The 20,790-nt window shown below is 62.8% G+C and carries 23 protein-coding genes; 16 read left to right on the forward strand and 7 right to left on the reverse strand.

Annotated elements, in window-relative coordinates; translation table 11 throughout:
• The first annotated feature begins 58 nt into the window (after nt 1-58).
• The 8 genes from AACG97_RS06060 to rpoS all read left to right on the forward strand — a co-directional run bounded on the left by AACG97_RS06060 (nt 59) and on the right by rpoS (nt 7,304).
• Nucleotides 59-1,171, forward strand: a complete 1,113-nt coding sequence (locus AACG97_RS06060; RefSeq protein WP_009686067.1) for an S-(hydroxymethyl)glutathione dehydrogenase/class III alcohol dehydrogenase — start codon at nt 59-61, stop codon at nt 1,169-1,171.
• An 8-nt stretch (nt 1,172-1,179) separates the two neighbouring features.
• Nucleotides 1,180-2,034 (forward strand): S-formylglutathione hydrolase, encoded by an 855-nt coding sequence (fghA, locus tag AACG97_RS06065; RefSeq protein WP_197886205.1) that lies wholly within the window; start codon nt 1,180-1,182, stop codon nt 2,032-2,034.
• A gap of 149 nt (nt 2,035-2,183) precedes the next feature.
• Nucleotides 2,184-2,657, forward strand: a complete 474-nt coding sequence (gene ispF / locus AACG97_RS06070; RefSeq protein ID WP_054890407.1) for a 2-C-methyl-D-erythritol 2,4-cyclodiphosphate synthase — start codon at nt 2,184-2,186, stop codon at nt 2,655-2,657.
• Nucleotides 2,654-3,712: a tRNA pseudouridine(13) synthase TruD gene (truD, locus tag AACG97_RS06075; RefSeq protein WP_197886206.1), complete on the forward strand. Its 1,059-nt coding sequence runs from the start codon at nt 2,654-2,656 to the stop codon at nt 3,710-3,712. Before ispF ends, truD begins: the two co-directional genes overlap by 4 nt.
• Complete coding sequence (surE, locus tag AACG97_RS06080; protein ID WP_009686063.1) at nt 3,700-4,449, forward strand: 5'/3'-nucleotidase SurE; 750 nt, start codon at nt 3,700-3,702, stop codon at nt 4,447-4,449. The genes truD and surE overlap by 13 nt, the downstream gene beginning before the upstream one ends.
• Nucleotides 4,450-4,484: 35 nt before the next feature.
• Complete coding sequence (locus tag AACG97_RS06085; RefSeq protein ID WP_197886207.1) at nt 4,485-5,123, forward strand: protein-L-isoaspartate(D-aspartate) O-methyltransferase; 639 nt, start codon at nt 4,485-4,487, stop codon at nt 5,121-5,123.
• Between the two features lie 219 nt (nt 5,124-5,342).
• Complete coding sequence (locus AACG97_RS06090) at nt 5,343-6,188, forward strand: peptidoglycan DD-metalloendopeptidase family protein (protein ID WP_047150205.1); 846 nt, start codon at nt 5,343-5,345, stop codon at nt 6,186-6,188.
• Between the two features lie 108 nt (nt 6,189-6,296).
• A complete protein-coding gene (gene rpoS, locus AACG97_RS06095) occupies nt 6,297-7,304 on the forward strand; it encodes an RNA polymerase sigma factor RpoS (RefSeq protein ID WP_009686059.1) in 1,008 nt (335 codons plus the stop codon).
• A 520-nt stretch (nt 7,305-7,824) separates the two neighbouring features.
• On the opposite strand, the gene fdxA is transcribed toward rpoS, so the two are convergent.
• Together fdxA and mutS are read right to left on the reverse strand one after the other, a co-directional pair.
• Complete coding sequence (fdxA, locus tag AACG97_RS06100; protein ID WP_004375459.1) at nt 7,825-8,148, reverse strand: ferredoxin FdxA; 324 nt, start codon at nt 8,146-8,148, stop codon at nt 7,825-7,827.
• Between the two features lie 140 nt (nt 8,149-8,288).
• Nucleotides 8,289-10,862 (reverse strand): DNA mismatch repair protein MutS, encoded by a 2,574-nt coding sequence (gene mutS, locus AACG97_RS06105; protein ID WP_154211909.1) that lies wholly within the window; start codon nt 10,860-10,862, stop codon nt 8,289-8,291.
• A 186-nt stretch (nt 10,863-11,048) separates the two neighbouring features.
• Between mutS and AACG97_RS06110 the strand changes: the two genes are divergently transcribed.
• The 3 genes from AACG97_RS06110 to recX all read left to right on the forward strand — a co-directional run bounded on the left by AACG97_RS06110 (nt 11,049) and on the right by recX (nt 13,193).
• Nucleotides 11,049-11,561: a CinA family protein gene (locus AACG97_RS06110; RefSeq protein ID WP_125855413.1), complete on the forward strand. Its 513-nt coding sequence runs from the start codon at nt 11,049-11,051 to the stop codon at nt 11,559-11,561.
• Between the two features lie 72 nt (nt 11,562-11,633).
• The gene (gene recA, locus AACG97_RS06115; protein ID WP_009686047.1) at nt 11,634-12,701 is read left to right on the forward strand and encodes a recombinase RecA; all 1,068 of its coding nucleotides are present in this window, start codon (nt 11,634-11,636) and stop codon (nt 12,699-12,701) included.
• Nucleotides 12,702-12,722: 21 nt separating this feature from the next.
• A complete protein-coding gene (recX, locus tag AACG97_RS06120) occupies nt 12,723-13,193 on the forward strand; it encodes a recombination regulator RecX (RefSeq protein ID WP_009686046.1) in 471 nt (156 codons plus the stop codon).
• A gap of 95 nt (nt 13,194-13,288) precedes the next feature.
• Here recX and AACG97_RS06125 read toward each other — a convergent pair whose 3' ends face one another.
• Nucleotides 13,289-14,407, reverse strand: coding sequence for an LOG family protein (locus AACG97_RS06125; protein ID WP_029887663.1), 1,119 nt, complete (start codon nt 14,405-14,407; stop codon nt 13,289-13,291).
• 161 nt (nt 14,408-14,568) lie between these two features.
• Here AACG97_RS06125 and AACG97_RS06130 point away from each other — a divergent pair, with 161 nt between their 5' ends.
• The gene (locus tag AACG97_RS06130; protein WP_009686044.1) at nt 14,569-14,778 is read left to right on the forward strand and encodes a hypothetical protein; all 210 of its coding nucleotides are present in this window, start codon (nt 14,569-14,571) and stop codon (nt 14,776-14,778) included.
• Between the two features lie 14 nt (nt 14,779-14,792).
• On the opposite strand, the gene AACG97_RS06135 is transcribed toward AACG97_RS06130, so the two are convergent.
• The gene (locus AACG97_RS06135; protein ID WP_009686043.1) at nt 14,793-15,212 is read right to left on the reverse strand and encodes a quorum-sensing-regulated virulence factor family protein; all 420 of its coding nucleotides are present in this window, start codon (nt 15,210-15,212) and stop codon (nt 14,793-14,795) included.
• 186 nt (nt 15,213-15,398) lie between these two features.
• Here AACG97_RS06135 and AACG97_RS06140 point away from each other — a divergent pair, with 186 nt between their 5' ends.
• The 3 genes from AACG97_RS06140 (at nt 15,399) to AACG97_RS06150 (ending at nt 17,374) form a co-directional block, all read left to right on the forward strand.
• Nucleotides 15,399-16,109 (forward strand): tRNA-uridine aminocarboxypropyltransferase, encoded by a 711-nt coding sequence (locus AACG97_RS06140; protein ID WP_009686042.1) that lies wholly within the window; start codon nt 15,399-15,401, stop codon nt 16,107-16,109.
• Nucleotides 16,110-16,286: 177 nt separating this feature from the next.
• Nucleotides 16,287-16,937, forward strand: a complete 651-nt coding sequence (erdR, locus tag AACG97_RS06145; protein ID WP_009686041.1) for a response regulator transcription factor ErdR — start codon at nt 16,287-16,289, stop codon at nt 16,935-16,937.
• Nucleotides 16,938-17,008: 71 nt separating this feature from the next.
• Nucleotides 17,009-17,374 carry a diacylglycerol kinase gene (locus AACG97_RS06150; protein ID WP_009686040.1) on the forward strand — a complete coding sequence of 122 codons (366 nt, stop codon included), beginning with the start codon at nt 17,009-17,011 and terminating at the stop codon, nt 17,372-17,374.
• Here the strand turns inward: AACG97_RS06150 and finR are convergent.
• A complete protein-coding gene (gene finR / locus AACG97_RS06155; RefSeq protein ID WP_054890399.1) occupies nt 17,371-18,297 on the reverse strand; it encodes a LysR family transcriptional regulator FinR in 927 nt (308 codons plus the stop codon). The genes AACG97_RS06150 and finR overlap by 4 nt on opposite strands.
• Before the next feature lie 120 nt (nt 18,298-18,417).
• On the opposite strand from finR, the gene fpr reads away from it, so the two are divergent.
• Entirely contained in the window at nt 18,418-19,197 is a 780-nt protein-coding gene (fpr, locus tag AACG97_RS06160) for a ferredoxin-NADP reductase (RefSeq protein WP_054890398.1), read from the forward strand.
• Nucleotides 19,198-19,419: 222 nt separating this feature from the next.
• Here fpr and AACG97_RS06165 read toward each other — a convergent pair whose 3' ends face one another.
• The gene (locus tag AACG97_RS06165) at nt 19,420-19,914 is read right to left on the reverse strand and encodes a SprT family zinc-dependent metalloprotease (protein ID WP_009686036.1); all 495 of its coding nucleotides are present in this window, start codon (nt 19,912-19,914) and stop codon (nt 19,420-19,422) included.
• Nucleotides 19,915-20,046: 132 nt separating this feature from the next.
• Nucleotides 20,047-20,646, reverse strand: a complete 600-nt coding sequence (locus AACG97_RS06170; RefSeq protein WP_009686035.1) for a Yip1 family protein — start codon at nt 20,644-20,646, stop codon at nt 20,047-20,049.
• Between the last annotated feature and the right edge of the window lie 144 nt (nt 20,647-20,790).

Genomic DNA, 20,790 nt, shown 5'->3' on the forward strand with positions numbered 1-20,790 from the left:
TCAAAAGTCAGTGAATTACACTGGTGGTCTGAACTGACACCCTGTCTGGAGACACTCGATGATCAAGTCCCGTGCTGCTGTAGCCTTCGAAGCCAAGAAACCCCTGGAAATCGTCGAAGTCGACGTGGCCATGCCCAAGGCCGGTGAAGTGCTGCTGCGCGTGGTCGCCAGCGGTGTCTGTCACACCGACGCCTACACCCTGTCGGGTGCCGACCCGGAGGGCATCTTCCCATCCATTCTTGGCCATGAAGGCGGTGCGATCGTCGAAGCCGTAGGCGAGGGCGTGACCTCGCTGGCCGTGGGCGACCACGTGATCCCGCTGTACACCCCGGAGTGCGGCAAGTGCAAGTTCTGCCTGTCGGGCAAGACCAACCTGTGCCAGGCGATCCGTGCTACCCAAGGCAAGGGCCTGATGCCGGACGGCACCACGCGCTTCTCCTACAAAGGCCAGCAACTGTTCCACTACATGGGCACCTCGACCTTCTCCGAGTACACGGTGTTGCCGGAAATCTCGGTGGCCAAGATCCAGAAAGAAGCCCCTCTGGAAAAGGTCTGCCTGCTGGGCTGCGGCGTGACTACCGGTATCGGTGCCGTGCTCAACACCGCCAAGGTCAAGCCGGGTGACACCGTGGCCATCTTCGGCCTCGGCGGCATCGGCCTGTCGGCGGTGATCGGTGCGGTGAAGGCCAAGGCCTCGCGCATCATCGCCATCGACATCAACCCGGCCAAGTTCGAGATCGCCCGTCAACTGGGCGCCACCGACTGCATCAACCCGAAAGACTACGACCGCCCGATCCAGGAAGTGATTGTCGACCTGACCGACGGTGGCGTGGACTTCTCCTTCGAATGTATCGGTAACGTGCAACTGATGCGTGCTGCCCTGGAATGCTGCCACAAAGGGTGGGGCGAGTCGGTCATCATCGGCGTGGCCGGTGCCGGCCAGGAAATCGCTACCCGGCCGTTCCAGCTGGTGACCGGCCGGGTCTGGCGTGGCTCTGCGTTCGGTGGCGTGCGTGGCCGCAGCGAGTTGCCGAGCTACGTGGAAATGTCCGAGAAAGGCGAGATTCCGCTGGATACGTTCATCACCCACACCATGGGCCTGGAGGACATCAACAAGGCCTTCGACCTGATGCATGAAGGCAAGAGCATTCGCAGCGTCATCCACTTCTGAGGTGCGCCATGAGCCTGGATAACATCTCTTGCCAGAAAAGCTTCGGCGGCTGGCACAAGCGCTACCGGCACCATTCCAGCGTGCTGGGTTGCGACATGGTGTTCGCCGTGTACCTGCCGCCACAGGCCGAGCAGGGTGCCAAGCTGCCGGTGCTGTACTGGCTGAGCGGCCTGACCTGTACCGACGAAAACTTCATGCAGAAGGCAGGCGCCCAGCGCCTGGCTGCCGAACTGGGGTTGATCATCGTTGCGCCGGACACCAGCCCGCGTGGCGAGCAGGTGCCTGGCGATCCGGACGGCGCCTGGGACTTTGGCCTGGGGGCCGGCTTCTACCTCAATGCCACCCAGCAGCCTTGGGCCAAGCACTACCGCATGCATGACTATGTGGTAGAGGAGCTGCCGGCGTTGATCGAGGCGTATTTCCCGGCCTCGGCCGAGCGCAGCATCAGCGGCCATTCCATGGGTGGGCACGGTGCGCTGGTGTGCGCTTTGCGCAACCCGGGGCGTTATCGCTCAGTGTCGGCGTTTTCGCCGATCAGCAACCCCATGGATTGTCCGTGGGGCGAGAAAGCCTTCAGCCGCTACCTGGGTGACGACCGCGCGCGCTGGCGTGAGTGGGATGCCAGCGTATTGCTGGCCGAGACGGCCGCTGGCGAGTGCCCACCGTTGCTGGTGGACCAGGGCGACCGTGACGACTTCCTCGAAAAGCAGCTCAAGCCTGAAGCGCTGGAGCAGGCAGCACGCAAGGGTGGCCACGAGCTGACCCTGCGCCTGCAGCCAGGCTATGACCACAGCTACTACTTCATTGCCAGCTTCATCGAAGAGCACCTGCGCCACCATGCGGTGGCGCTGGGGCGGGTGTAGGGCTTTGCATTTTCGGTGTCTGTGAGATCGAGCGCCGCGCGGGCGGCGCTCGATCGCATAGGCGCTAAAATTCTCAGGCGATCACCTCCAGCCCCAATGGCAGCCAAAGCAGGTAGAATCACGCCCTGACTCATTCAGGGCGTTTTCTTATGCGTATTGGCCACGGCTACGATGTGCATCGTTTCTGCGACGGTGATTTCATTACCTTGGGCGGGGTGCGTATCCCGCACACATTCGGCCTGCTGGCCCATTCCGACGGCGACGTGCTGCTGCACGCCCTGAGCGATGCCTTGCTTGGCGCTGCAGCGCTGGGTGACATCGGCAAGCACTTCCCCGACACCGACCCCCAGTTCAAGGGTGCCGACAGCCGCGTGCTGTTGCGGCACGTGGTGGGCATCGTTAACGCCAAGGGCTGGAAGGTCGGCAACGTCGACGCCACCATCGTCGCCCAGGCGCCGAAAATGGCCCCGCACATCGACACCATGCGGCAGTTGATCGCCGAAGATCTGCAAGTCGAACTCGACCAGGTCAACGTCAAGGCCACTACCACCGAAAAACTCGGTTTCTGCGGCCGTGAGGAGGGCATTGCCGTGCATTCGGTTGCCCTGCTGCTGCCAGCATGACGGAACTGCAACTGCTGGGCCCGCGTGCATCGGGCGAGGTATTGGGCACCGCTGTGCTCAAGGCAGTGGCCGAGGATTTCCAGGTCGACGAGGTGTTGGATATCCCGTTGTCGGGCCAGGGCGAGCACCTGTGGTTGTGGGTCGAAAAGCGTGACCTCAATACCGAAGAAGCCGCCCGCCGCCTGGCCCGCGCCGCAGGCGTGCCGGTGCGCAGCATCAGCTATGCCGGGCTGAAGGACCGCCAGGCGCTGACCCGCCAGTGGTTCAGCCTGCACCTGCCAGGCAAGGCCGACCCGGACCTGTCACGCGCCGAAGATGCCACCCTGCGCGTGCTCAAGCAGGTGCGCCACCAGCGCAAGCTGCAGCGTGGTGCGCATTCGGCCAACGGCTTCACCTTGCGCCTGACCGCGCTGAATGCCGATCACCAGGCGCTGGATGCGCGGCTGCAACTGCTCAAGCAACAAGGCGTGCCCAACTACTTCGGCAGCCAACGCTTCGGTCACGGCGGTGGCAATGTCCATGACGCCCTGGACTGGGCGGCGCGCAAGGCCTTGCCCGAGCAACGCAACACGCGCTCACGGCTGCTGTCGGCCGGGCGCAGCTACCTGTTCAACCAGGTGCTGGCGGCGCGTGTCGCCGACGGCAGCTGGAACCGGGCCCAGGTCGGCGATCTGCTGGCGTTCACCGACAGCCGCAGTTTTTTCCCTGCAGGTGAAGCGGAATGTACCGACCCGCGCCTGGCCATTCTCGACTTGCACCCGACTGGCCCGATGTGGGGCGCGGGCGGTTCGCCCGCCGCCGCCGCGCCCGCGCAGCTGGAAAATGCCGTAGGCGACCAGCAACCGGCGCTGTGCCAGTGGCTGGCCCTGGCGGGCATGGATCACGAACGGCGTATTCTGCGGCTCCCTATTGGCGGCCTTACGTGGCATTATCCCGAGCCTGATATCCTGCAACTGGAATTCGTCCTGCCGGCCGGATGCTTCGCCACCGTGGTGGTGCGTGAAGTCGTGGATCTGGTGTCGGCAGGGCAGACGGACAGCCCATGCGTATTCTGATTTCGAACGACGACGGTGTTACCGCACCCGGGATCGCCGCGCTGCACGCTGCGCTGGCGGATTACGCCGAGTGCGCGGTAATTGCCCCGGAGCAAGACAAGAGCGGCGCCAGCAGTTCGCTGACGCTGGACCGGCCCCTGCACCCGCAGACCTTGGCCAACGGCTTCATCAGCCTCAACGGTACGCCGACCGACTGCGTGCACCTGGGGCTCAACGGGCTGTTGCCGTACACCCCGGACATGGTCGTGTCGGGGATCAACCTGGGCGCCAACCTGGGGGACGACGTACTGTATTCGGGTACGGTCGCCGCGGCGCTGGAGGGGCGCTTTCTCGGGGGGACATCGCTGGCGTTCTCGCTGCTCTCGCGCCAGCCCGACAACCTGCCGACCGCTGCGCATATCGCCCGGCGCCTGGTCGAGGCGCAGTCGCGCCTGGCACTGCCCCCGCGTACCGTGCTCAACGTCAACATTCCCAACCTGCCGTTGGCGCACATCCGCGGCATCCAGCTGACCCGGCTGGGGCACCGCGCGCGGGCTGCCGCGCCAACGAAGGTGGTCAACCCGCGCGGCAAGGAAGGCTACTGGATCGCCGTTGCCGGCGATGCCGAGGACGGCGGCCCGGGCACCGACTTCCATGCGGTGATGCAGGGTTACGTGTCGATCACCCCGCTGCAACTCGACCGCACCTTCAGTGATGCCTTCGAGCAGCTCGATGGTTGGCTGGAGGGGCTGCTCTGATGCGCGAGGACGATATGCTGCGGCGGGGCATCGGCATGACCTCCCAACGGACCCGGGAGCGGCTGATCCAGCGCCTGTGCGAAGAGGGCGTCTCGAACACCCAGGTGCTCGACGTGATCCGCCGCACCCCGCGCCACCTGTTCGTCGACGAAGCGCTGGCGCACCGCGCCTACGAAGACACCGCACTGCCAATCGGCCACAACCAGACCATCTCGCAGCCATTCATGGTTGCCCACATGAGCGAGTTGCTGCTTGAAGCCGGGCCGCTGGACAAGGTGCTGGAGATCGGCACCGGGTCCGGCTACCAGACGGCGGTGCTGGCGCAGTTGGTCGAGCGGGTATTCTCGGTGGAGCGCATCAAGGTTCTGCAAGACCGTGCCAAGGAACGCCTGCTGGAGCTGAACCTGCGCAACGTGGTGTTCCGCTGGGGCGACGGTTGTGAGGGCTGGCCGGCGCTGGCACCGTACAACGGCATCATCGTCACCGCCGTGGCGCCGGAAGTGCCCCAGGCGCTGCTTGACCAACTGGCACCCGGTGGCCGGCTGGTCATACCGGTAGGGCCTGCGGGCGAAGCGCAGCAATTGATGCTGATCGTCCGCGAAGAGCATGGCTTCTCGCGTCGCGTACTCGGTGCGGTGCGTTTTGTCCCGTTGCTGACCGGGCCGCTGGCCTGACCAGCACTGGTGCGCGGCCCGGGGTATTTTTGCGTGGGCGGCGAATTCTCGCGGCGCCGCCCTGTCTATCAGGCGGGCGTGGCGTAAACGCATCGCTTGCAGTAACGCTGCGCAACAGCCTGGCGGCGGCCTGCCAATCCCGGCTCGCTTGGTTATAATTGCAACAATATTGCATTTCTTGTCTTCATATCGTTTTTCGGCACCATGAGGGGAGCGCGGGTGGGTCACACAGTCATTCGGCAGCGCAAGGACGGTTCGGGCTTCAAGCTTCTGGTGATTGCATTGGCCATGGGCACGCTACTGGTGGGTTGCTCGAGTACCGGCAGCAACAGCGCGCGCGTGGTCGATCGCAACAGCAGTGCGCCCAAGCGCCCGACGGTGACCTCCGGGCAATACGTCGTCAAGCCTGGCGATACCCTGTTCTCCATCGCCTTCCGTTATGGTTGGGATTACAAGGAGCTGGCCGCCCGTAATGGTATCGCGCCGCCCTACACCATCCGCCCGGGCCAGGCGATTCGGTTCAGCAGCGGCGCCGGCAGCAGCACCACGGTGGTGTCCAGCCCGTCTTCCTCAAGCCGCACCACTGTCACGCGGCGGCCTGTTACGGCGCCGGCCGGTTCCAGCAAACCCGCTACCCCGGCTGGCACCACCAGCGCGCCGGTGGTCGCCACTGTGCCCGCTGCAGAGCGCGCGGTCGGTGGTTGGACCTGGCCCGCCAATGGCGTGTTGATTGGAAAATTTGCTTCAAACGGTAGTTTGAATAAAGGCATTGATATCGCCGGTGATTTGGGACAGCCTGTTTTTGCTGCGTCTGATGGTGCAGTGGTTTACGCCGGGAGTGGATTAAGGGGCTACGGCGAGCTGATCATCATCAAGCACAGCGATACCTACGTCAGTGCCTACGGTCACAACCGCAGGCTGTTGGTTCGGGAGGGGCAGCAGGTCAAGGCAGGGCAGTCGATTGCTGAAATGGGGTCCACGGGCACTGATCGGGTGAAGCTGCATTTCGAGATTCGCCGCCAGGGCAAACCCGTCGATCCGCTCCAGTTCCTGCCACGTCGTTGACCGTTGTACCCGGCCTGTTCCTGTGATGTAGAGGGGACAGGCTCAAGCGCTGCCAGGGATAAAGGTGCCGCTCGAGTCTGAGTTCGAACTCAGCAAAGGACTATAACAATGGCTCTCAGTAAAGAAGTGCCGGAGTTTGACATCGACGATGACGTCCTCCTGATGGAGACGGGCATCGTTTTGGAAACGGATGTGGTGTCAGACGAACCTGCTGTATCTTCGGTTCGGACGAGGGCCAAGTCGGGCTCTTCGCTCAAGCAACACAAGTATATCGACTACACCCGGGCGCTAGATGCCACCCAGCTGTACCTCAACGAGATCGGTTTCTCGCCACTGCTGTCGCCGGAAGAGGAAGTCCATTTTGCGCGTCTATCGCAGAAAGGTGATCCTGCCGGCCGCAAGCGCATGATTGAAAGCAACCTTCGCCTGGTTGTGAAAATTGCCCGTCGTTACGTCAACCGTGGCCTGTCGTTGCTCGACCTGATCGAGGAAGGCAACCTGGGCCTGATCCGTGCGGTGGAGAAGTTCGACCCGGAGCGCGGTTTCCGTTTTTCGACCTATGCGACCTGGTGGATTCGCCAGACCATCGAACGGGCGATCATGAACCAGACCCGCACCATCCGCCTGCCGATCCACGTGGTCAAGGAGCTCAACGTCTACCTGCGCGCTGCGCGCGAGTTGACGCAGAAGCTGGACCACGAACCCTCGCCGGAAGAAATCGCCACCTTGCTGGAAAAGCCCGTTGCCGAGGTCAAGCGCATGCTCGGCCTGAACGAGCGGGTGTCGTCGGTAGACGTTTCGCTCGGCCCGGATTCGGACAAGACCCTGCTCGATACCTTGACCGACGACCGTCCCACCGACCCCTGCGAACTGCTGCAGGACGACGACCTGTCGCAGAGTATCGACCAGTGGCTGGGCGAGTTGACCGACAAGCAGCGTGAGGTGGTGGTACGCCGCTTCGGGCTGCGCGGGCACGAAAGCAGCACCCTGGAGGATGTTGGGCTGGAGATTGGCCTGACCCGCGAACGGGTGCGGCAGATACAGGTAGAAGGCCTGAAGCGCCTGCGCGAGATCCTGGAGAAGAACGGCTTGTCCAGCGAGTCTTTGTTCCAGTAGCCAAAGCAGTCGCTCACGAACGCCCCGATAACCTCGGGGCGTTTTTGTTTGTGAGATGAAGCACAGCGAAAGCTGCCTCAGAACTGCCCGGCAAGAAACCTGTCAAATATGTATTGCGCTACCCCGCTAACACCTGCTGTAAGCCTTTGCTTACTCGTGCTGTAAGCCATTCTAGCGAGCGGCAGTAAATCAATGTCGTTTTCAGATACTGGTTTTTCATAACCTATTGAAAAACCAGGGTTATCTTCAAGTGAGTAAATGTTTCCCCAGCAATATCCGGCAAACTCCGGCGCTTGCCCGCGCTGCTGAACCCGCTAGTATTCGAACTGTGCACAGGGACATGCACAGGCTTTCAGGATGAAGGCCAAGGACATCGCAAGACGCGATTTCATCAGGATGATGTTTGGGACAAGCAGGGACTACGGAAAAAATGTGGGCGGGTCAAACCGCCCCTTTTTTTGTCCGCAGTTTTGCCGGCACAAAAAAAGGCCCCGCAGGGCCTTTTGGCATTTCAGCGCTATCAGCGCTCCAGGTCGGCAATCTTGCCAGTCTTGCCATCCCACTCTTCGGCGTCTGGCAGGGCATCCTTACGCTCGGTAATGTTCGGCCAGATTTCCGCCAACTCGGCGTTCAGCTCGATGAAGTTCTCCATGCCCGCGGGCACTTCGTCTTCCGAGAAAATCGCTTGCGCTGGGCACTCCGGCTCGCACAGGGCGCAGTCAATGCACTCGTCCGGGTGGATAACCAGGAAGTTCGGGCCTTCGTAGAAGCAGTCCACCGGACAGACTTCCACGCAGTCGGTGTATTTGCATTTGATGCAGTTGTCGGTGACAACGAAGGTCATTTTTAATTCTCTCCTCAGGCGACGGCGGCGGCCCTTCCTCTCGGGGCCGCGCGGTTTACGGGCATGTGGCTGCAGGCCAGGCTAATAACCTGCAGCACCAGCAAACCGCGGCGGATTCTACCAGCTTGTAATGGGCGCCGTTATAACAGGTTCTTTAGTTGATATAGCATTTCGATAGCTTGGCGCGGGGTCATGTCGTCCAGCTGCAGTTTGCCCAGCTTTTCGATGGCCGGGTGTGGCAGGCTGGCGAACAGGTCGCTCTGGTGCGGCACCTGCGGCGCGTCCTTGGCCTTTTGGGCCACAGGCTGCTCATGGGGCAGGCTGGTGGTTTCCAGCCGGCCAAGGTGTTCGCGGGCACGTTGGATCACCACGGCCGGCACGCCCGCCAGTTGTGCCACCGCCAGGCCGTAGCTCTGGCTGGCAGGCCCAGGCAGTACGTGGTGCAGGAACACGATGCGTTCGTTGTGCTCGGTGGCGTTCAGGTGCACGTTGGCCACCAGTGGCTCGCTTTCCGGCAGCACGGTGAGCTCGAAATAGTGGGTGGCGAACAGCGTGTAAGCGCGCAGCTCGGCCAGCCGCTCGGCGGCGGCCCAGGCCAGCGACAGGCCGTCGAAGGTGCTGGTGCCCCGGCCCACTTCGTCCATCAGCACCAGGCTGCGGTCAGTGGCATTGTGCAGGATGTTGGCGGTTTCGCTCATCTCGACCATGAATGTCGAGCGCCCGCCGGCCAGGTCGTCACTGGAGCCGATACGGGTAAAGATGCGGTCGACCAGCGACAGCTCGCAGCTGGCAGCCGGTACGAAACTACCGATGTGGGCCAGCAGCACGATCAGGGCGGTCTGGCGCATGTAGGTGGACTTACCGCCCATGTTCGGGCCGGTGATGATCAGCATGCGCGTGTTGTTGTCCAGGCCCAGGTCGTTGGCCACGAACGGCGTGGTCAGTACCTGCTCGACGACCGGGTGACGGCCTTGCTCGATCCGCAGGCAGGGCTCGTCGACAAAGCGTGGGCAGTTCAGGTCGAGGTTCAGCGCGCGCTCGGCCAGGTTGCTGAGTACGTCCAGTTCGGCCAGGGCGGCAGCGCTGTCCTGCAGCGGCGCCAGGTGGCTGATCAGGGTCTCCAGCAGGGCGTCGTAGAGCATCTTCTCGCGGGCCAGGGCGCGGCTCTTGGCCGACAATGCCTTGTCCTCGAAGGCCTTCAGCTCCGGCGTGATGAAGCGTTCGGCACCTTTGAGGGTCTGGCGACGAATGTAGTCGCCGGGGGCCTGTTCGGCCTGCTTGGTCGGCAGCTCGATGAAGTAGCCGTGCACCCGGTTGTAGCCGACCTTCAGGTTGGCCAGGCCGGTGCGCGCCTTTTCGCGGGCTTCGAGGTCGATCAGGAACTGCCCGGCGTTTTCGCTGATGGCCAGCAGGTCGTCCAGTTCGTTGTCGTAACCGGCCTTGAGCACGCCCCCATCGCGGATGACCGCCGGCGGGTTGTCGATGATCGCCCGTTCCAGCAGGCTGGCCAGCTCGGGGTAGGTACCGGTGATCGCAGCCAGGCGGGCCAGGTGCGGCGCTTCGAGCTCGGTCATGGCGTTCTGCAGCTCGGGCAGCGCGCCCAGGGCGTCGCGCAGCCGGGCCAGGTCACGCGGGCGAGCATTACGCAGCCCGATACGCGCCAGGATGCGCTCGATGTCGCCAATTTCTTTCAGCTGTGGCTGCAGCTTTTCGAAACGGTAGCCGTCGAGCAGACAGCGAATCGAGTCCTGGCGTGCCTGGAGCACCTTGAGGTCGCGCAGCGGGCGGTTCAGCCAGCGGCTCAGCAGGCGGCTGGCCATGGCCGTCTGGCAGCGGTCGACCACCGATTGCAGGGTATTGTCGCGCCCGCCGGCCAGGTTGATGTCCAGTTCCAGGTTGCGCCGGCTGGCGCCATCGAGGATGACCGTATCGTCCAGGCGCTCATGGCGCAGGCTGCGCAGGTGCGGCAGCGCCGTGCGCTGGGTTTCCTTGGCGTAGGTCAGCAGGCAGCCAGCGGCACCGATGGCCAGGGTCAGCTTGTCGCAGCCGAAGCCCTTCAGGTCCTTGGTTGCGAACTGCTGGCACAAGGCCTTGCGCGCTGAGTCGCGGTCGAAGTCCCACGGTGCACGGCGCCGCGCGCCCGGGCGCTTCTCGGCGGGCAGGTCGCGTGGCCAGTCGTCGGGGATCAGCAGCTCGACCGGGTTCAGGCGCTCGAGTTCGGCCAGCAGGTTTTCCCAGCCCTTGATCTCCTGCACGCTGAAGTTACCGCTGGTGATGTCCAGTACGGCCAGGCCGAACAGGCGCTCGTCACCGAGCAGCGCGGCAATCAGGTTGTCGCGGCGTTCGTCGAGCAGGGCTTCATCGCTGACCGTGCCGGGGGTGATGATGCGCACCACCTGGCGCTCGACCGGGCCCTTGCTGGTCGCCGGGTCGCCGATCTGCTCGCAGATCACCACCGATTCGCCCAGTTTGACCAGCTTGGCCAGGTAACCTTCCAGCGAATGGAACGGAATCCCGCACATGGGGATGGACTGGCCGGCCGACTGGCCGCGCGCGGTCAGCGTGATGTCCAGCAGTTTGGCGGCTTTTTTCGCATCTTCGTAGAAGATCTCGTAGAAGTCGCCCATGCGGTAGAACATCAACTGCTCCGGGTGCTGATTCTTCAGCTTCCAGTACTGTTGCATCATCGGGGTGTGTGCGGAGAGATCAGACATTCAGGGCCTTACAGCGGGTGATCTGGTTGGCGGTAAACCGGCAATGGTACAGGCTTTTTTCGCGAGATGCAGGCACGCACGGAACACTGGCCGGCGGCCGCCGCAGGCCGCTGCGGTGCTGCAGGTTTCCTGAGCCAGATTGCCGGCAGGGTGGTAGGGTAGAGGGCCGCCCTGGAGGAGCCCGACATGGACCCGATCACCCTGCTTGCCGCCCGTTTGGGTGAACATCTGCGCCGTTTGGATGCCCAAGTGACCACCGCCGAGTCCTGCACGGGCGGTGGCATCGCGCAAGCCATCACACGCATCCCCGGTAGCTCCGCCTGGTTCGAGGCCGGTTACGTGACGTACTCCAATGCCCAGAAAACCCGCCAGCTGGGGGTGCCCGAGGCGCTGTTCGGGCAGGTGGGGGCGGTCAGCCAGGAGGTGGTCGAGGCCATGGTCCGCGGCGCCCAGGCGGCCAGCGGCGCGCGCTTTGCGGTGGCGGTAAGCGGGGTGGCGGGGCCGGATGGCGGCTCGCCGGTCAAACCCGTGGGTACCGTGTGGCTGGCCTGGGGCAACGGCAGTCGGGTGATCAGCCAGCGGCGGCAGTTCGACGGCGACCGCGAAGCGGTGCGCCGACAGACGGTGAGCGCCGCGTTAGACGGCTTGTTACAGCTTGCTGGCGAGGAAATCGAAGACAGGGGTTTGCGCCAGCGCTAGCCTGTGGAATAATACTGGCTACTTATACAGGTATTGCGGCCGTCAGGGCCCGTCGAACACGTGAGGATTTCAATGGACGACAACAAGAAGCGCGCCTTGGCTGCGGCCCTGGGTCAGATCGAACGTCAATTCGGTAAAGGCGCGGTAATGCGCATGGGCGACCACGAGCGCCAGGCTATCCCGGCCATCTCTACCGGCTCTCTGGGCCTGGACATTGCCTTGGGCATTGGTGGTCTGCCAAAGGGCCGTATCGTCGAAATCTACGGTCCGGAATCGTCGGGTAAGACCACGCTGACCCTGTCGGTCATCGCCGAAGCCCAGAAGAATGGCGCCACCTGCGCCTTCGTCGACGCCGAGCACGCACTCGACCCTGAATATGCCGGCAAGCTGGGCGTCAATGTCGACGACCTGCTGGTCTCGCAGCCGGACACGGGTGAGCAGGCCCTGGAAATCACCGACATGCTGGTGCGTTCCAACGCAGTTGACGTGATCATCGTCGACTCGGTGGCCGCGCTGGTACCCAAGGCCGAGATCGAAGGCGAAATGGGCGACATGCACGTGGGCCTGCAGGCTCGCCTGATGTCCCAGGCGCTGCGCAAGATCACCGGTAACATCAAGAACGCCAACTGCCTGGTCATCTTCATCAACCAGATCCGCATGAAGATCGGCGTCATGTTCGGTAGCCCGGAAACCACCACCGGTGGTAACGCCCTGAAGTTCTACGCCTCTGTGCGTCTGGACATCCGCCGCACCGGCGCTGTCAAGGAAGGCGACGAGGTGGTCGGCAGCGAAACCCGCGTCAAGATCGTCAAGAACAAGGTCTCGCCTCCGTTCCGTCAGGCCGAGTTCCAGATCCTCTACGGCAAGGGTATCTACCGTAACGGTGAGATCATCGACTTGGGCGTTGCCCAAGGCCTGGTCGAGAAGTCCGGTGCCTGGTATGCCTACCAGGGCAACAAGATCGGCCAAGGTAAAGCCAACGCGGCCAAGTACCTGGCGGAAAACCCGGCTATCGGTACCGAGATCGAGAGGCAGATCCGTGAGAAGCTGCTGAACGCTGGCGCTGTAGCCGCAGCCGGTAAAGCTGCCGCGGTCGAAGCGGGTGCCGACGACATGGCCGACGCTGAAGCCGGTTATTGATCGCGTGGTTTATAGCTGAACATGTCCGCCGTACTCGACACCCCCGTCGCCATTCGGCGGACAGCCATGGACCTGCTTGCGCGACGTGAGCATGGTCGCGTCGAGCTGACGCGCAAGTTGCGTCAGCGCGGTGCCTCCGATGAGCTGATCGAGCCAGAGCTCGACCGGCTCACCGAAGAGGGTCTGCTGAGTGAAGCCCGTTATCTCGAGAGCTTCATTCGTTACCGTTCCGGTTCTGGCTATGGCCCAGCACGTATTCGTGAAGAGCTGGGGCAGCGTGGTTTGCTGCGCGCTGACATTGAGCAGGCGCTGCGTGAAAGCGGCGTGGATTGGGCCGAACGCATGCGGGATGTATGGCAGCGCAAGTTCGCCGGGCAACGCCCGCAGGACCCGCGCAGCCGCGCCCAGCAAACCCGCTTTCTCGCCTATCGGGGCTTCACCATGGACATGATCGGCCGTTTGCTCAGCGGGCGAGACCTCGACGATTACTAGCCGCCGCAGACCTCGCAACAATCCCCGTAGCAGCGGCCTCAGCCGCGAACATCGGCAACGCCGGTACTCTCCAGCGCGCTGCCCCTAGTGCCTGATCAGCTGGCCTTCAACGCCTCCCTGGCCCGCTGCGTGGTATGCATGGGCTGTGGCTTGGCCCAGTTCTCCGGCAGGTTGATAAAGTCCACCAGTTCGCGCAGGCGCCCTTGGTTTCGGCCATTGAAGGCGAACGACAAACGGGTCAGGTGGCTGTAGTCCCCCAACTCGTGTTCGGCGCTGCTGTCTGCTTGCTGGTGGTACTTGCCGCTCAGGCGCAGGTCAGCAAAGCCTTCCTCGATGTCAGACAGCGCCGCCTCGCTCAGGGCGTGATGCATGCGGATCACGAACTGGCTGTTCAACCAGCGGCTGGAGTGATAGTTGCGGTAGAACTGGTTGATTTCCTCCACCGCCTCCTCGGCACTGTGCACCAGGCGCACCAGCTTCAGGTCGCTGGGCAGAATGTAATGGTTGTCCTCCAGTTGGCGGCTGATGAAGCCCAGGCAATCACGCCAGAAGCTGCCGCCCGGTGAGTCCAGCAATACCACGGGGACCAGCGGGCTTTTGCCGGTCTGGATCAGGGTCAGCACTTCCAGCGCCTCATCGAGGGTGCCGAAGCCGCCCGGGCACAGCACCAGGGCATCGGCCTCCTTGACGAAGAACAGTTTGCGGATGAAGAAGAAGTGGAAAGGCAGCAGCTTGTCGGTGCCGTCCACCGTAGGGTTGGCATGCTGTTCAAAAGGCAGGGTGATGTTGAAGCCCAGGCTGTGGGCGCTGCCGGCGCCTTCGTGGGCTGCAGCCATGATGCCGCCGCCTGCGCCGGTGATGACCATCAGGTCCGAGCGCGCCAGGGTAGCGCCCAGTTCACGGGCCAGTGCATACATCGGGTGTTCCAGCGGCGTACGCGCCGAGCCGAACACGGTGACCTTGCGGCGGCCCTTGTAGCGCTGCAGGGTGCGGAACGACTGGTCCAGTTCGCGCAAGGCCTGCAGGGTGATCTTGGCGCTCCAGCGGTCACTGTCATCGTGGGCCATGCGCAGGATGGTCAGCATCATGTCACGGTACAGCGGCAGGTTAGGGCTGTCGGGTGCAACCAGTTGCAATTGGGCGTCGATGTGGCTCAGGTCGATATGGTTGTCCTGGAAGTGGCTGAACAGCGATTCGTTCGATTGGTAAGGCATGCAACGTCTCCTTCTGCACCAATACCTCTAAACCTCAATCTAGACCGTGGCGGCCGATCGTGCCGGGGGGATTGCCAGCGCCACCCGTCGGCACGTGGCCAATGGCGGCAGGGGTTTGGTTAACTGGTAAAGCGAAACGTATCGATGCGGGAGGTGGCGGTATGCATCGCTTGGTCATCGAAGTGGACCTGCAGCTCTACCAGCAATTGGAACGTGCCGCCCAGGTACATCACCTAAGCCTGGAGGCCGAGTGCCAGCGCCGGCTCGCAGGCCTGGAATGCCAGTCGCGCTACGTGCAGGCGCTATTGGCCGAGATGCGCGCCGAAGCTGCCGAGGGGCACTGGCGCGCACGGGAGGAAAACCAGGTGTAGCCTGGGCGCGGCGTTTACTTCTTCTTGTTGCCGGCAACGCAGCTGGCATTGTCGAAGGCCTGGTCCATGATCGGCTGATTGGTTTTGTAGACGGTGAACCGGTAAACCATCACCGCGCCCTTGGACATCAGGTTGCGGAAGCCGTTGTTGCGGCACACGCTGTCGCCCAATTGGCTGCGCACCTGTGCAGGGTTGGCCTGCATGCGCTCGGCGTGGCTCTGGCGCACGCTGAGGTGGTTGACCAGCGCCTTGCCTTCCACGGTGTAACCCTGGTCGAGGATGTCTTCATTGATGGCACGTGGGGTGCCGACGCTGCTCTCTTTGGCGACCTTTTCCAGCATCTTGTTCAGGTCGTAGTCCTGTTTGGAAGCCGCCTGGGCTGCCAGGGGCAGGGCAAGCATCAGGCTCAGGGCGGGGGCGATAAGGCGCAGCATGGGTATCTCCTGGTTCGATGACTGGCGCTTTGACATGCGCGGGTCGACGGCGTTCCGTCAACCCTGGGCTGGCGGTAGCCCAAGGGTACGGGAAAGCTCGATTATAAGGATTCTGGTAAACTGGTGCCCTTGTTTTCCCAGAGCCATCCTTGTGCCCATTTCCCATCTTTCCACAGGCCTGCCGGCATGAGCCATGCGGTAGCGCGCCTGCGTGCCGAGCGCCTGGCCCGCAGCAACAAGCCTTTTATTGCCCGAGGGTCGCGGGCCGAGCGTTGCCCGGATTGCCGGGTCATTGCCAGCCATTGCCTGTGCGCCTGGAAGCCCCGCGTGCAGGCCGACGCCGGCATGTGCCTGCTGATGCACGACACCGAGCCACTGAAACCCACCAATACCGGCTGGCTGATTGCCGACCTGATCGAAGATACCTCGGCGTTCGGTTGGTTGCGCACCTCGGTTGACGAGCGCCTGCTGGCCCTGCTCGACGACCCGCACTGGCAGCCCTACATCGTTTTCCCAGGTGAGTTCGTCGCCCCGCAGCGGGTGGTCAGCGAGGTGGTGCGTGAGCCGGGCAAGCGCCCGCTGTTCATCCTGCTGGATGCCACCTGGACCGAGGCGCGCAAGATGTTCCGCAAAAGCCCCTACCTGGACCGGTTCCCGGTGTTGAGCTTGCAGGCCGAACAGATGTCACGCTACCGCCTGCGCCGTTCCAAGCGCGATGATCACTTCTGCACCGCAGAAGTTGCAGCCATGTGCCTGGAGCTGGCCGGCGATAGCCTGGCGTCGCAGGCACTGGATGCCTACCTGGATGTATTCAGCCTGCATTACCTCAGTGGCAAGCGGCGCCTGCCGCTGGACGAGCAGGACGAGACCCATCAGCGTTTGCATACCTTCCTATAGTCCAAGGGGCACCCACCCGGCTTTGGTTCATAATGACGGGGCTGGCAGCCAGGGTGGGCGAGGCGGCAAGGCGGTTGGCTTGACCACCCTTGACCGTGCTCGGCATCCTTGGCGCCGATTCCCCGTCGGGCACTTGGCAACCCCCAGTGCCCGGGACAGAACAGGATCCTTAGATCGATGGCCACTTACGAAATCCTGATTGCCGATGACCACCCGCTGTTTCGCGGCGCCCTGCGCCAGGCCGTTACCCTCGGCCTTGGCCCGGACGTTCGCCTGGTCGAGGTCGCGAGCATTGCCGAGCTGGAGGTGCGGTTGAGCGAAAAAGCCGACTGGGACCTCGTGCTCCTCGACCTGAACATGCCGGGTGCCTACGGTTTTTCCGGGCTGGTGCTGCTGCGCGGGCAATACCCGCAAATTCCCGTGGTGATGGTTTCGGCGCAGGAGGAGGCCGCCGTGGTGGTCAAGTCCCGCGAGTTTGGCGCCAGTGGCTTCATTCCCAAGTCCAGCCCGCTGGAAGTGATCCAGGATGCGGTGCGCAAAGTGCTCGACGGCGAAGTCTGGTGGCCGCCGCAGGCGTTCGAGAAGGTCGATGTTTCGGCCGAGGCCAAGGCCGCCAGTGAAGGCCTGGCCAGCCTCACCCCGCAGCAGTTCCGGGTACTGACCATGGTCTGCGAAGGCCTGCTGAACAAGCAGATTGCCTACGAGCTGAATGTCTCGGAAGCCACCATCAAGGCCCACGTCACGGCGATTTTCCGTAAACTGGGGGTGCGCACCCGCACCCAGGCTGCGCTGCTGTTGCAACAACTTGAATCAGTTGCCAGCCACTGACGCGTGCGGCTTCACGCTTTTTTGACCTGAGCCGGTCTAGCCTGCCGGCCTTCTGTTGTGAAATGACTCACATGACATCGCCATTCAAGGGCCAGACCGGCCTCAAACGTATCTTCAACGCCGCTGGCTATTCGCTGGACGGCCTGCGCGCGGCCTTCAAGGGCGAGGCGGCATTCCGCCAACTGGTGCTGCTCAACGTGCTGCTGATCCCGGTGGCGTTCTGGCTGCCGGTCAGCCGTGCAGAGCGGGCGATCATGATCGCCGTGTGCCTGCTGGGGTTGATTGTCGAGCTGTTCAACTCTGCGATCGAGGCCGCTATCGATCGCATTTCGCTGGAGCGCCACCCGCTGTCGAAAAACGCCAAGGACATGGGCAGCGCCGCACAGCTGGTGGCGCTGAGCATGGTGGCGCTGGTGTGGGGGGTGATCCTGCTTTAAGCGATCGGCGGCAACACGATTTCGTCGCTGCGGGTGAAGCCCGCTGTGAAGTTGCGGCAGAGCTCCAGAAATTCGCGCATGGCCGAGGTCTGGTACTTCTGCTTGTGCCAGATGAAGTAGAACTGGCGCATCAGGTCCAGCTCCGGGGTTTCCACCGGTACCAGGCTGCCACGGCGAAAGGCGTCCCGCAGGGCCAGGCGTGAAATGCAGCCGATACCCAACCCCGATTCCACTGCACGCTTGATCGCCTCGGTGTGCTCCAGTTCCAGGCGGATGTTGAGGTTGGCGCGGTGGTGGCGCATGGCCTGGTCGAAGGTCAGGCGCGTCCCCGAGCCTTGTTCGCGCAGGATCCACGCTTCCTGCGAAAGGCTGTCGATATCGGCACGGCCCAGCTTGGCCAGCGGGTGCTGGGGCGCGCAGAACACCACCAGTTCGTCCTCCACCCAAGGCTGGACCTCCAGGTCGGGGTGGTTGCAGTCACCTTCGATCAGACCCAGATCAATTTCGTAATGAGCAACCTGCTGCACGATATGCACGGTGTTCTGGACATGCAGCTTTACCTGGCTCTCAGGGTGGGTCTGCATGTAGCTGCCGATCAACAGGGTGGCCAGGTAGTTGCCAATGGTGAGCGTGGCGCCGACCGCCAGTGAGCCGAAACCGGACTTGCCATTGAGCAGGTCTTCGATTTCCTTGGCCTGGTCGAGCAGCGCGACCGCCTGCGGCAACAACTGGTGGCCGAGGGCGTTGAGGGCCAGGCGTTTGCCGGCGCGGTCGAACAGTTGGCAACTCGATTGCCGCTCCAGTTCGGTGATGGAGGTGCTGGCGGCCGATTGCGACAAGGCCAGCAGGCTAGCGGCGCGAGAGACACTCTGGTGCTGGGCTACCGCGACGAAGACTTGCAGTTGACGAAGTGTAAATCGCATATCGATATAACCGATAACACATATCTTGATAATCCAGTTAACAGATATTGTCGCTGCCCCTAAACTATCGCGCAACTGTGCGTGCTGCACGCGCTGCGTTTTTCTTCAGGAGCCCCATCGATGAGCAACATGAACCACGAACGTGTCCTCAGTGTGCACCACTGGAACGACACCCTGTTCAGCTTCAAGTGCACCCGCGACCCGGGGCTGCGCTTCGAGAACGGTCAGTTCGTGATGATCGGCCTGCAGCAGGAAAGCGGCCGCCCGCTCATGCGTGCCTACTCCATCGCCTCGCCGAACTGGGAAGAGCACCTGGAGTTCTTCAGCATCAAGGTGCCGGACGGCCCGCTGACTTCGCAGTTGCAGCACCTGAAGGAAGGCGATGAGATCATCATCAGCAAGAAGCCTACCGGCACGCTGGTACTGGACGACCTGAACCCAGGCAAGCACCTGTACCTGCTGAGCACCGGCACTGGCCTGGCGCCGTTCATGAGCGTCATCCAGGACCCGGAAACCTACGAGCGCTTCGAAAAAGTGATCCTGGTGCACGGCGTGCGTTACGTGAACGAAGTGGCCTACCGCGAATTCATCACCGAGCACCTCCCACAGAACGAGTTCTTCGGTGAGGCGGTGCGCGAAAAACTGATCTACTACCCGACCGTGACTCGCGAGCCGTTCGAGAACCAGGGCCGCCTGACCGACCTGATGCGCAGCGGCAAGCTGTTCAGCGACATCGGCCTGCCGCCGATCAACCCGCAGGACGACCGTGCGATGATCTGCGGTAGCCCGAGCATGCTCGACGAGACCAGCGAAGTGCTGGACAGCTTCGGCCTGAAGATCTCCCCGCGCATGCGCGAGCCGGGCGACTACCTGATCGAGCGTGCCTTCGTCGAGAAATAAGGCGCAGGTAGGTACGAAGAAGGCGACCCTCGGGTTAATGCCTGTCAGTTAAGCGTTACTGGGGCTGCTTTGCAGCCCTTCGCGGGCACGCCCGCTCCCACAGGTTTGGCGCTGAACGCAAGAAAAGCGCGATTCCCTGTAGGAGCGGGCGTGCCCGCGAAGGGTCGCAAAGCGGCCCCAAATTACTTAACTGACAGGCATTTATCCATTGGCTGTTCCGGCCTATTCAACCCGGGTCTCGCCGCTGTACACCAGAATCTCCCGACAACGCTTGCACAGGTAACGGCGGCCCTGGCGTACCAGCTTGTGCCGCTGGGCGGTAAACGGGAAGTCACTCTGCGGGCAAGGGCAGCGGTAGATGTAACGGGTCACCACGCGCCGTTGCACCTCGTAGTTATGGCAGCGGTTTGGCGGCAGTTCGTATACGCCGCGCATGATCAGTTGCCATTCCTCGCCATGGGCCTGGATGCGGTCACCGAACAATTGGTGGGCCACCAGGTGCGCCACTTCGTGCGCGACCGTCTGGCGCAGAAAGTCCTCCTGATTGTCACGGTACAACTGCAGGTTGAAACGCAGCAGGTTCTCGTGCAGGTGGGCGACGCCGGCTTTTTGCCCGCGCAGCTTGAAGCTGATTTCCGGGCGCGGGAACTGGCGTTTGAAGAAGGTTTCGGCTTGCTGGTAACAGGTTTCGACGCGTTGCTTGAGCAGCTCGGGCATGGCGGGGTGGTTCTCCTGACCCGATCATTATGCCGCAACCTCGGGCCATGTGCCGAGCCACCGGTCAGCGCTCAGCCAAGGGCCGCCTTGCGGCGGCCCCTGGTTGATGCCCCGGTGTTGGTCGAGTCTGTTCTAGTTGGTGTAGACCGGCCCCACGCCCAGTCCCCAGATGATCACCGTGGCGGCCATGATCGCCACCAGCACTACCAGGCCCACCGCCAGCACCGAGCTGGAGAACAGGAAGCCTTCGTCAGCGGGTATGTTCATGAAGGTCGGCAAGCCGACGTACAGCAGGTACACCGTGTAACAGACCGCCGCAGTGCCGATCAGCATGCCCAGCCACAAGTGCGGGTACAGCGCCGCCAGGCCGCCGATGAACAATGGGGTGGCCGTATAGGTGGCGAACGCTATGCACTGGGCCATGGATGGGTTGGCATCGTAGGTGCGGGCCATCCAGTGGATGAACGCGCCCATTACCGCTACCCCGGCCAGCATCGCCAGGTAGGACATGATGCTCATCCACAGGGCACTCTCCATGGTCAGCATCACGGCCGGCCGGTCGCCGATCACCCAGCCGACCTGGGTGGTGCCGATGAACGCGGACACTGCGGGAATCGCCGCAAGGATCAGGGTGTGCGTCAGGTACATGTGGCTGATGGATTCTTCTTCGCCACGGATTTCCCGCCATTCCTGGTCGGGATGGGTAAACAGCCCCACAACGTGATGAATCATGCCGTCACTCCTCTCAATGTTGCCAAACGCCCCCAAATGGAGCGCAAGCGGCCCGAGGCCGAACACCGAAGCAAGCGGTAATGTGGCCTTATGTCGCAGTATAGGAAGCGGTTACCCGCACAAACCGCGCTTTTTAGAGCAAAT

The sequence above is a fragment of the Pseudomonas sp. Nvir genome (assembly GCF_963778085.1).
GTDB lineage: Bacteria > Pseudomonadota > Gammaproteobacteria > Pseudomonadales > Pseudomonadaceae > Aquipseudomonas > Aquipseudomonas juntendi.

Coding starts and splice junctions, on each gene's coding strand:
- fpr (WP_054890398.1), top strand. CDS start 18,418: ATGAGCAACATGAACCACGAACGTGTCCTCAGTGTGCACCACTGGAAC.
- AACG97_RS06125 (WP_029887663.1), bottom strand. CDS start 14,407: ATGCCTTACCAATCGAACGAATCGCTGTTCAGCCACTTCCAGGACAAC.
- finR (WP_054890399.1), bottom strand. CDS start 18,297: ATGCGATTTACACTTCGTCAACTGCAAGTCTTCGTCGCGGTAGCCCAG.
- surE (WP_009686063.1), top strand. CDS start 3,700: ATGCGTATTCTGATTTCGAACGACGACGGTGTTACCGCACCCGGGATC.
- AACG97_RS06140 (WP_009686042.1), top strand. CDS start 15,399: ATGAGCCATGCGGTAGCGCGCCTGCGTGCCGAGCGCCTGGCCCGCAGC.
- recA (WP_009686047.1), top strand. CDS start 11,634: ATGGACGACAACAAGAAGCGCGCCTTGGCTGCGGCCCTGGGTCAGATC.
- AACG97_RS06170 (WP_009686035.1), bottom strand. CDS start 20,646: ATGATTCATCACGTTGTGGGGCTGTTTACCCATCCCGACCAGGAATGG.
- AACG97_RS06060 (WP_009686067.1), top strand. CDS start 59: ATGATCAAGTCCCGTGCTGCTGTAGCCTTCGAAGCCAAGAAACCCCTG.
- truD (WP_197886206.1), top strand. CDS start 2,654: ATGACGGAACTGCAACTGCTGGGCCCGCGTGCATCGGGCGAGGTATTG.
- ispF (WP_054890407.1), top strand. CDS start 2,184: ATGCGTATTGGCCACGGCTACGATGTGCATCGTTTCTGCGACGGTGAT.
- AACG97_RS06150 (WP_009686040.1), top strand. CDS start 17,009: ATGACATCGCCATTCAAGGGCCAGACCGGCCTCAAACGTATCTTCAAC.
- erdR (WP_009686041.1), top strand. CDS start 16,287: ATGGCCACTTACGAAATCCTGATTGCCGATGACCACCCGCTGTTTCGC.
- mutS (WP_154211909.1), bottom strand. CDS start 10,862: ATGTCTGATCTCTCCGCACACACCCCGATGATGCAACAGTACTGGAAG.
- AACG97_RS06085 (WP_197886207.1), top strand. CDS start 4,485: ATGACCTCCCAACGGACCCGGGAGCGGCTGATCCAGCGCCTGTGCGAA.
- fghA (WP_197886205.1), top strand. CDS start 1,180: ATGAGCCTGGATAACATCTCTTGCCAGAAAAGCTTCGGCGGCTGGCAC.
- AACG97_RS06110 (WP_125855413.1), top strand. CDS start 11,049: ATGGACCCGATCACCCTGCTTGCCGCCCGTTTGGGTGAACATCTGCGC.
- recX (WP_009686046.1), top strand. CDS start 12,723: ATGTCCGCCGTACTCGACACCCCCGTCGCCATTCGGCGGACAGCCATG.
- AACG97_RS06130 (WP_009686044.1), top strand. CDS start 14,569: ATGCATCGCTTGGTCATCGAAGTGGACCTGCAGCTCTACCAGCAATTG.
- rpoS (WP_009686059.1), top strand. CDS start 6,297: ATGGCTCTCAGTAAAGAAGTGCCGGAGTTTGACATCGACGATGACGTC.
- AACG97_RS06135 (WP_009686043.1), bottom strand. CDS start 15,212: ATGCTGCGCCTTATCGCCCCCGCCCTGAGCCTGATGCTTGCCCTGCCC.
- fdxA (WP_004375459.1), bottom strand. CDS start 8,148: ATGACCTTCGTTGTCACCGACAACTGCATCAAATGCAAATACACCGAC.
- AACG97_RS06165 (WP_009686036.1), bottom strand. CDS start 19,914: ATGCCCGAGCTGCTCAAGCAACGCGTCGAAACCTGTTACCAGCAAGCC.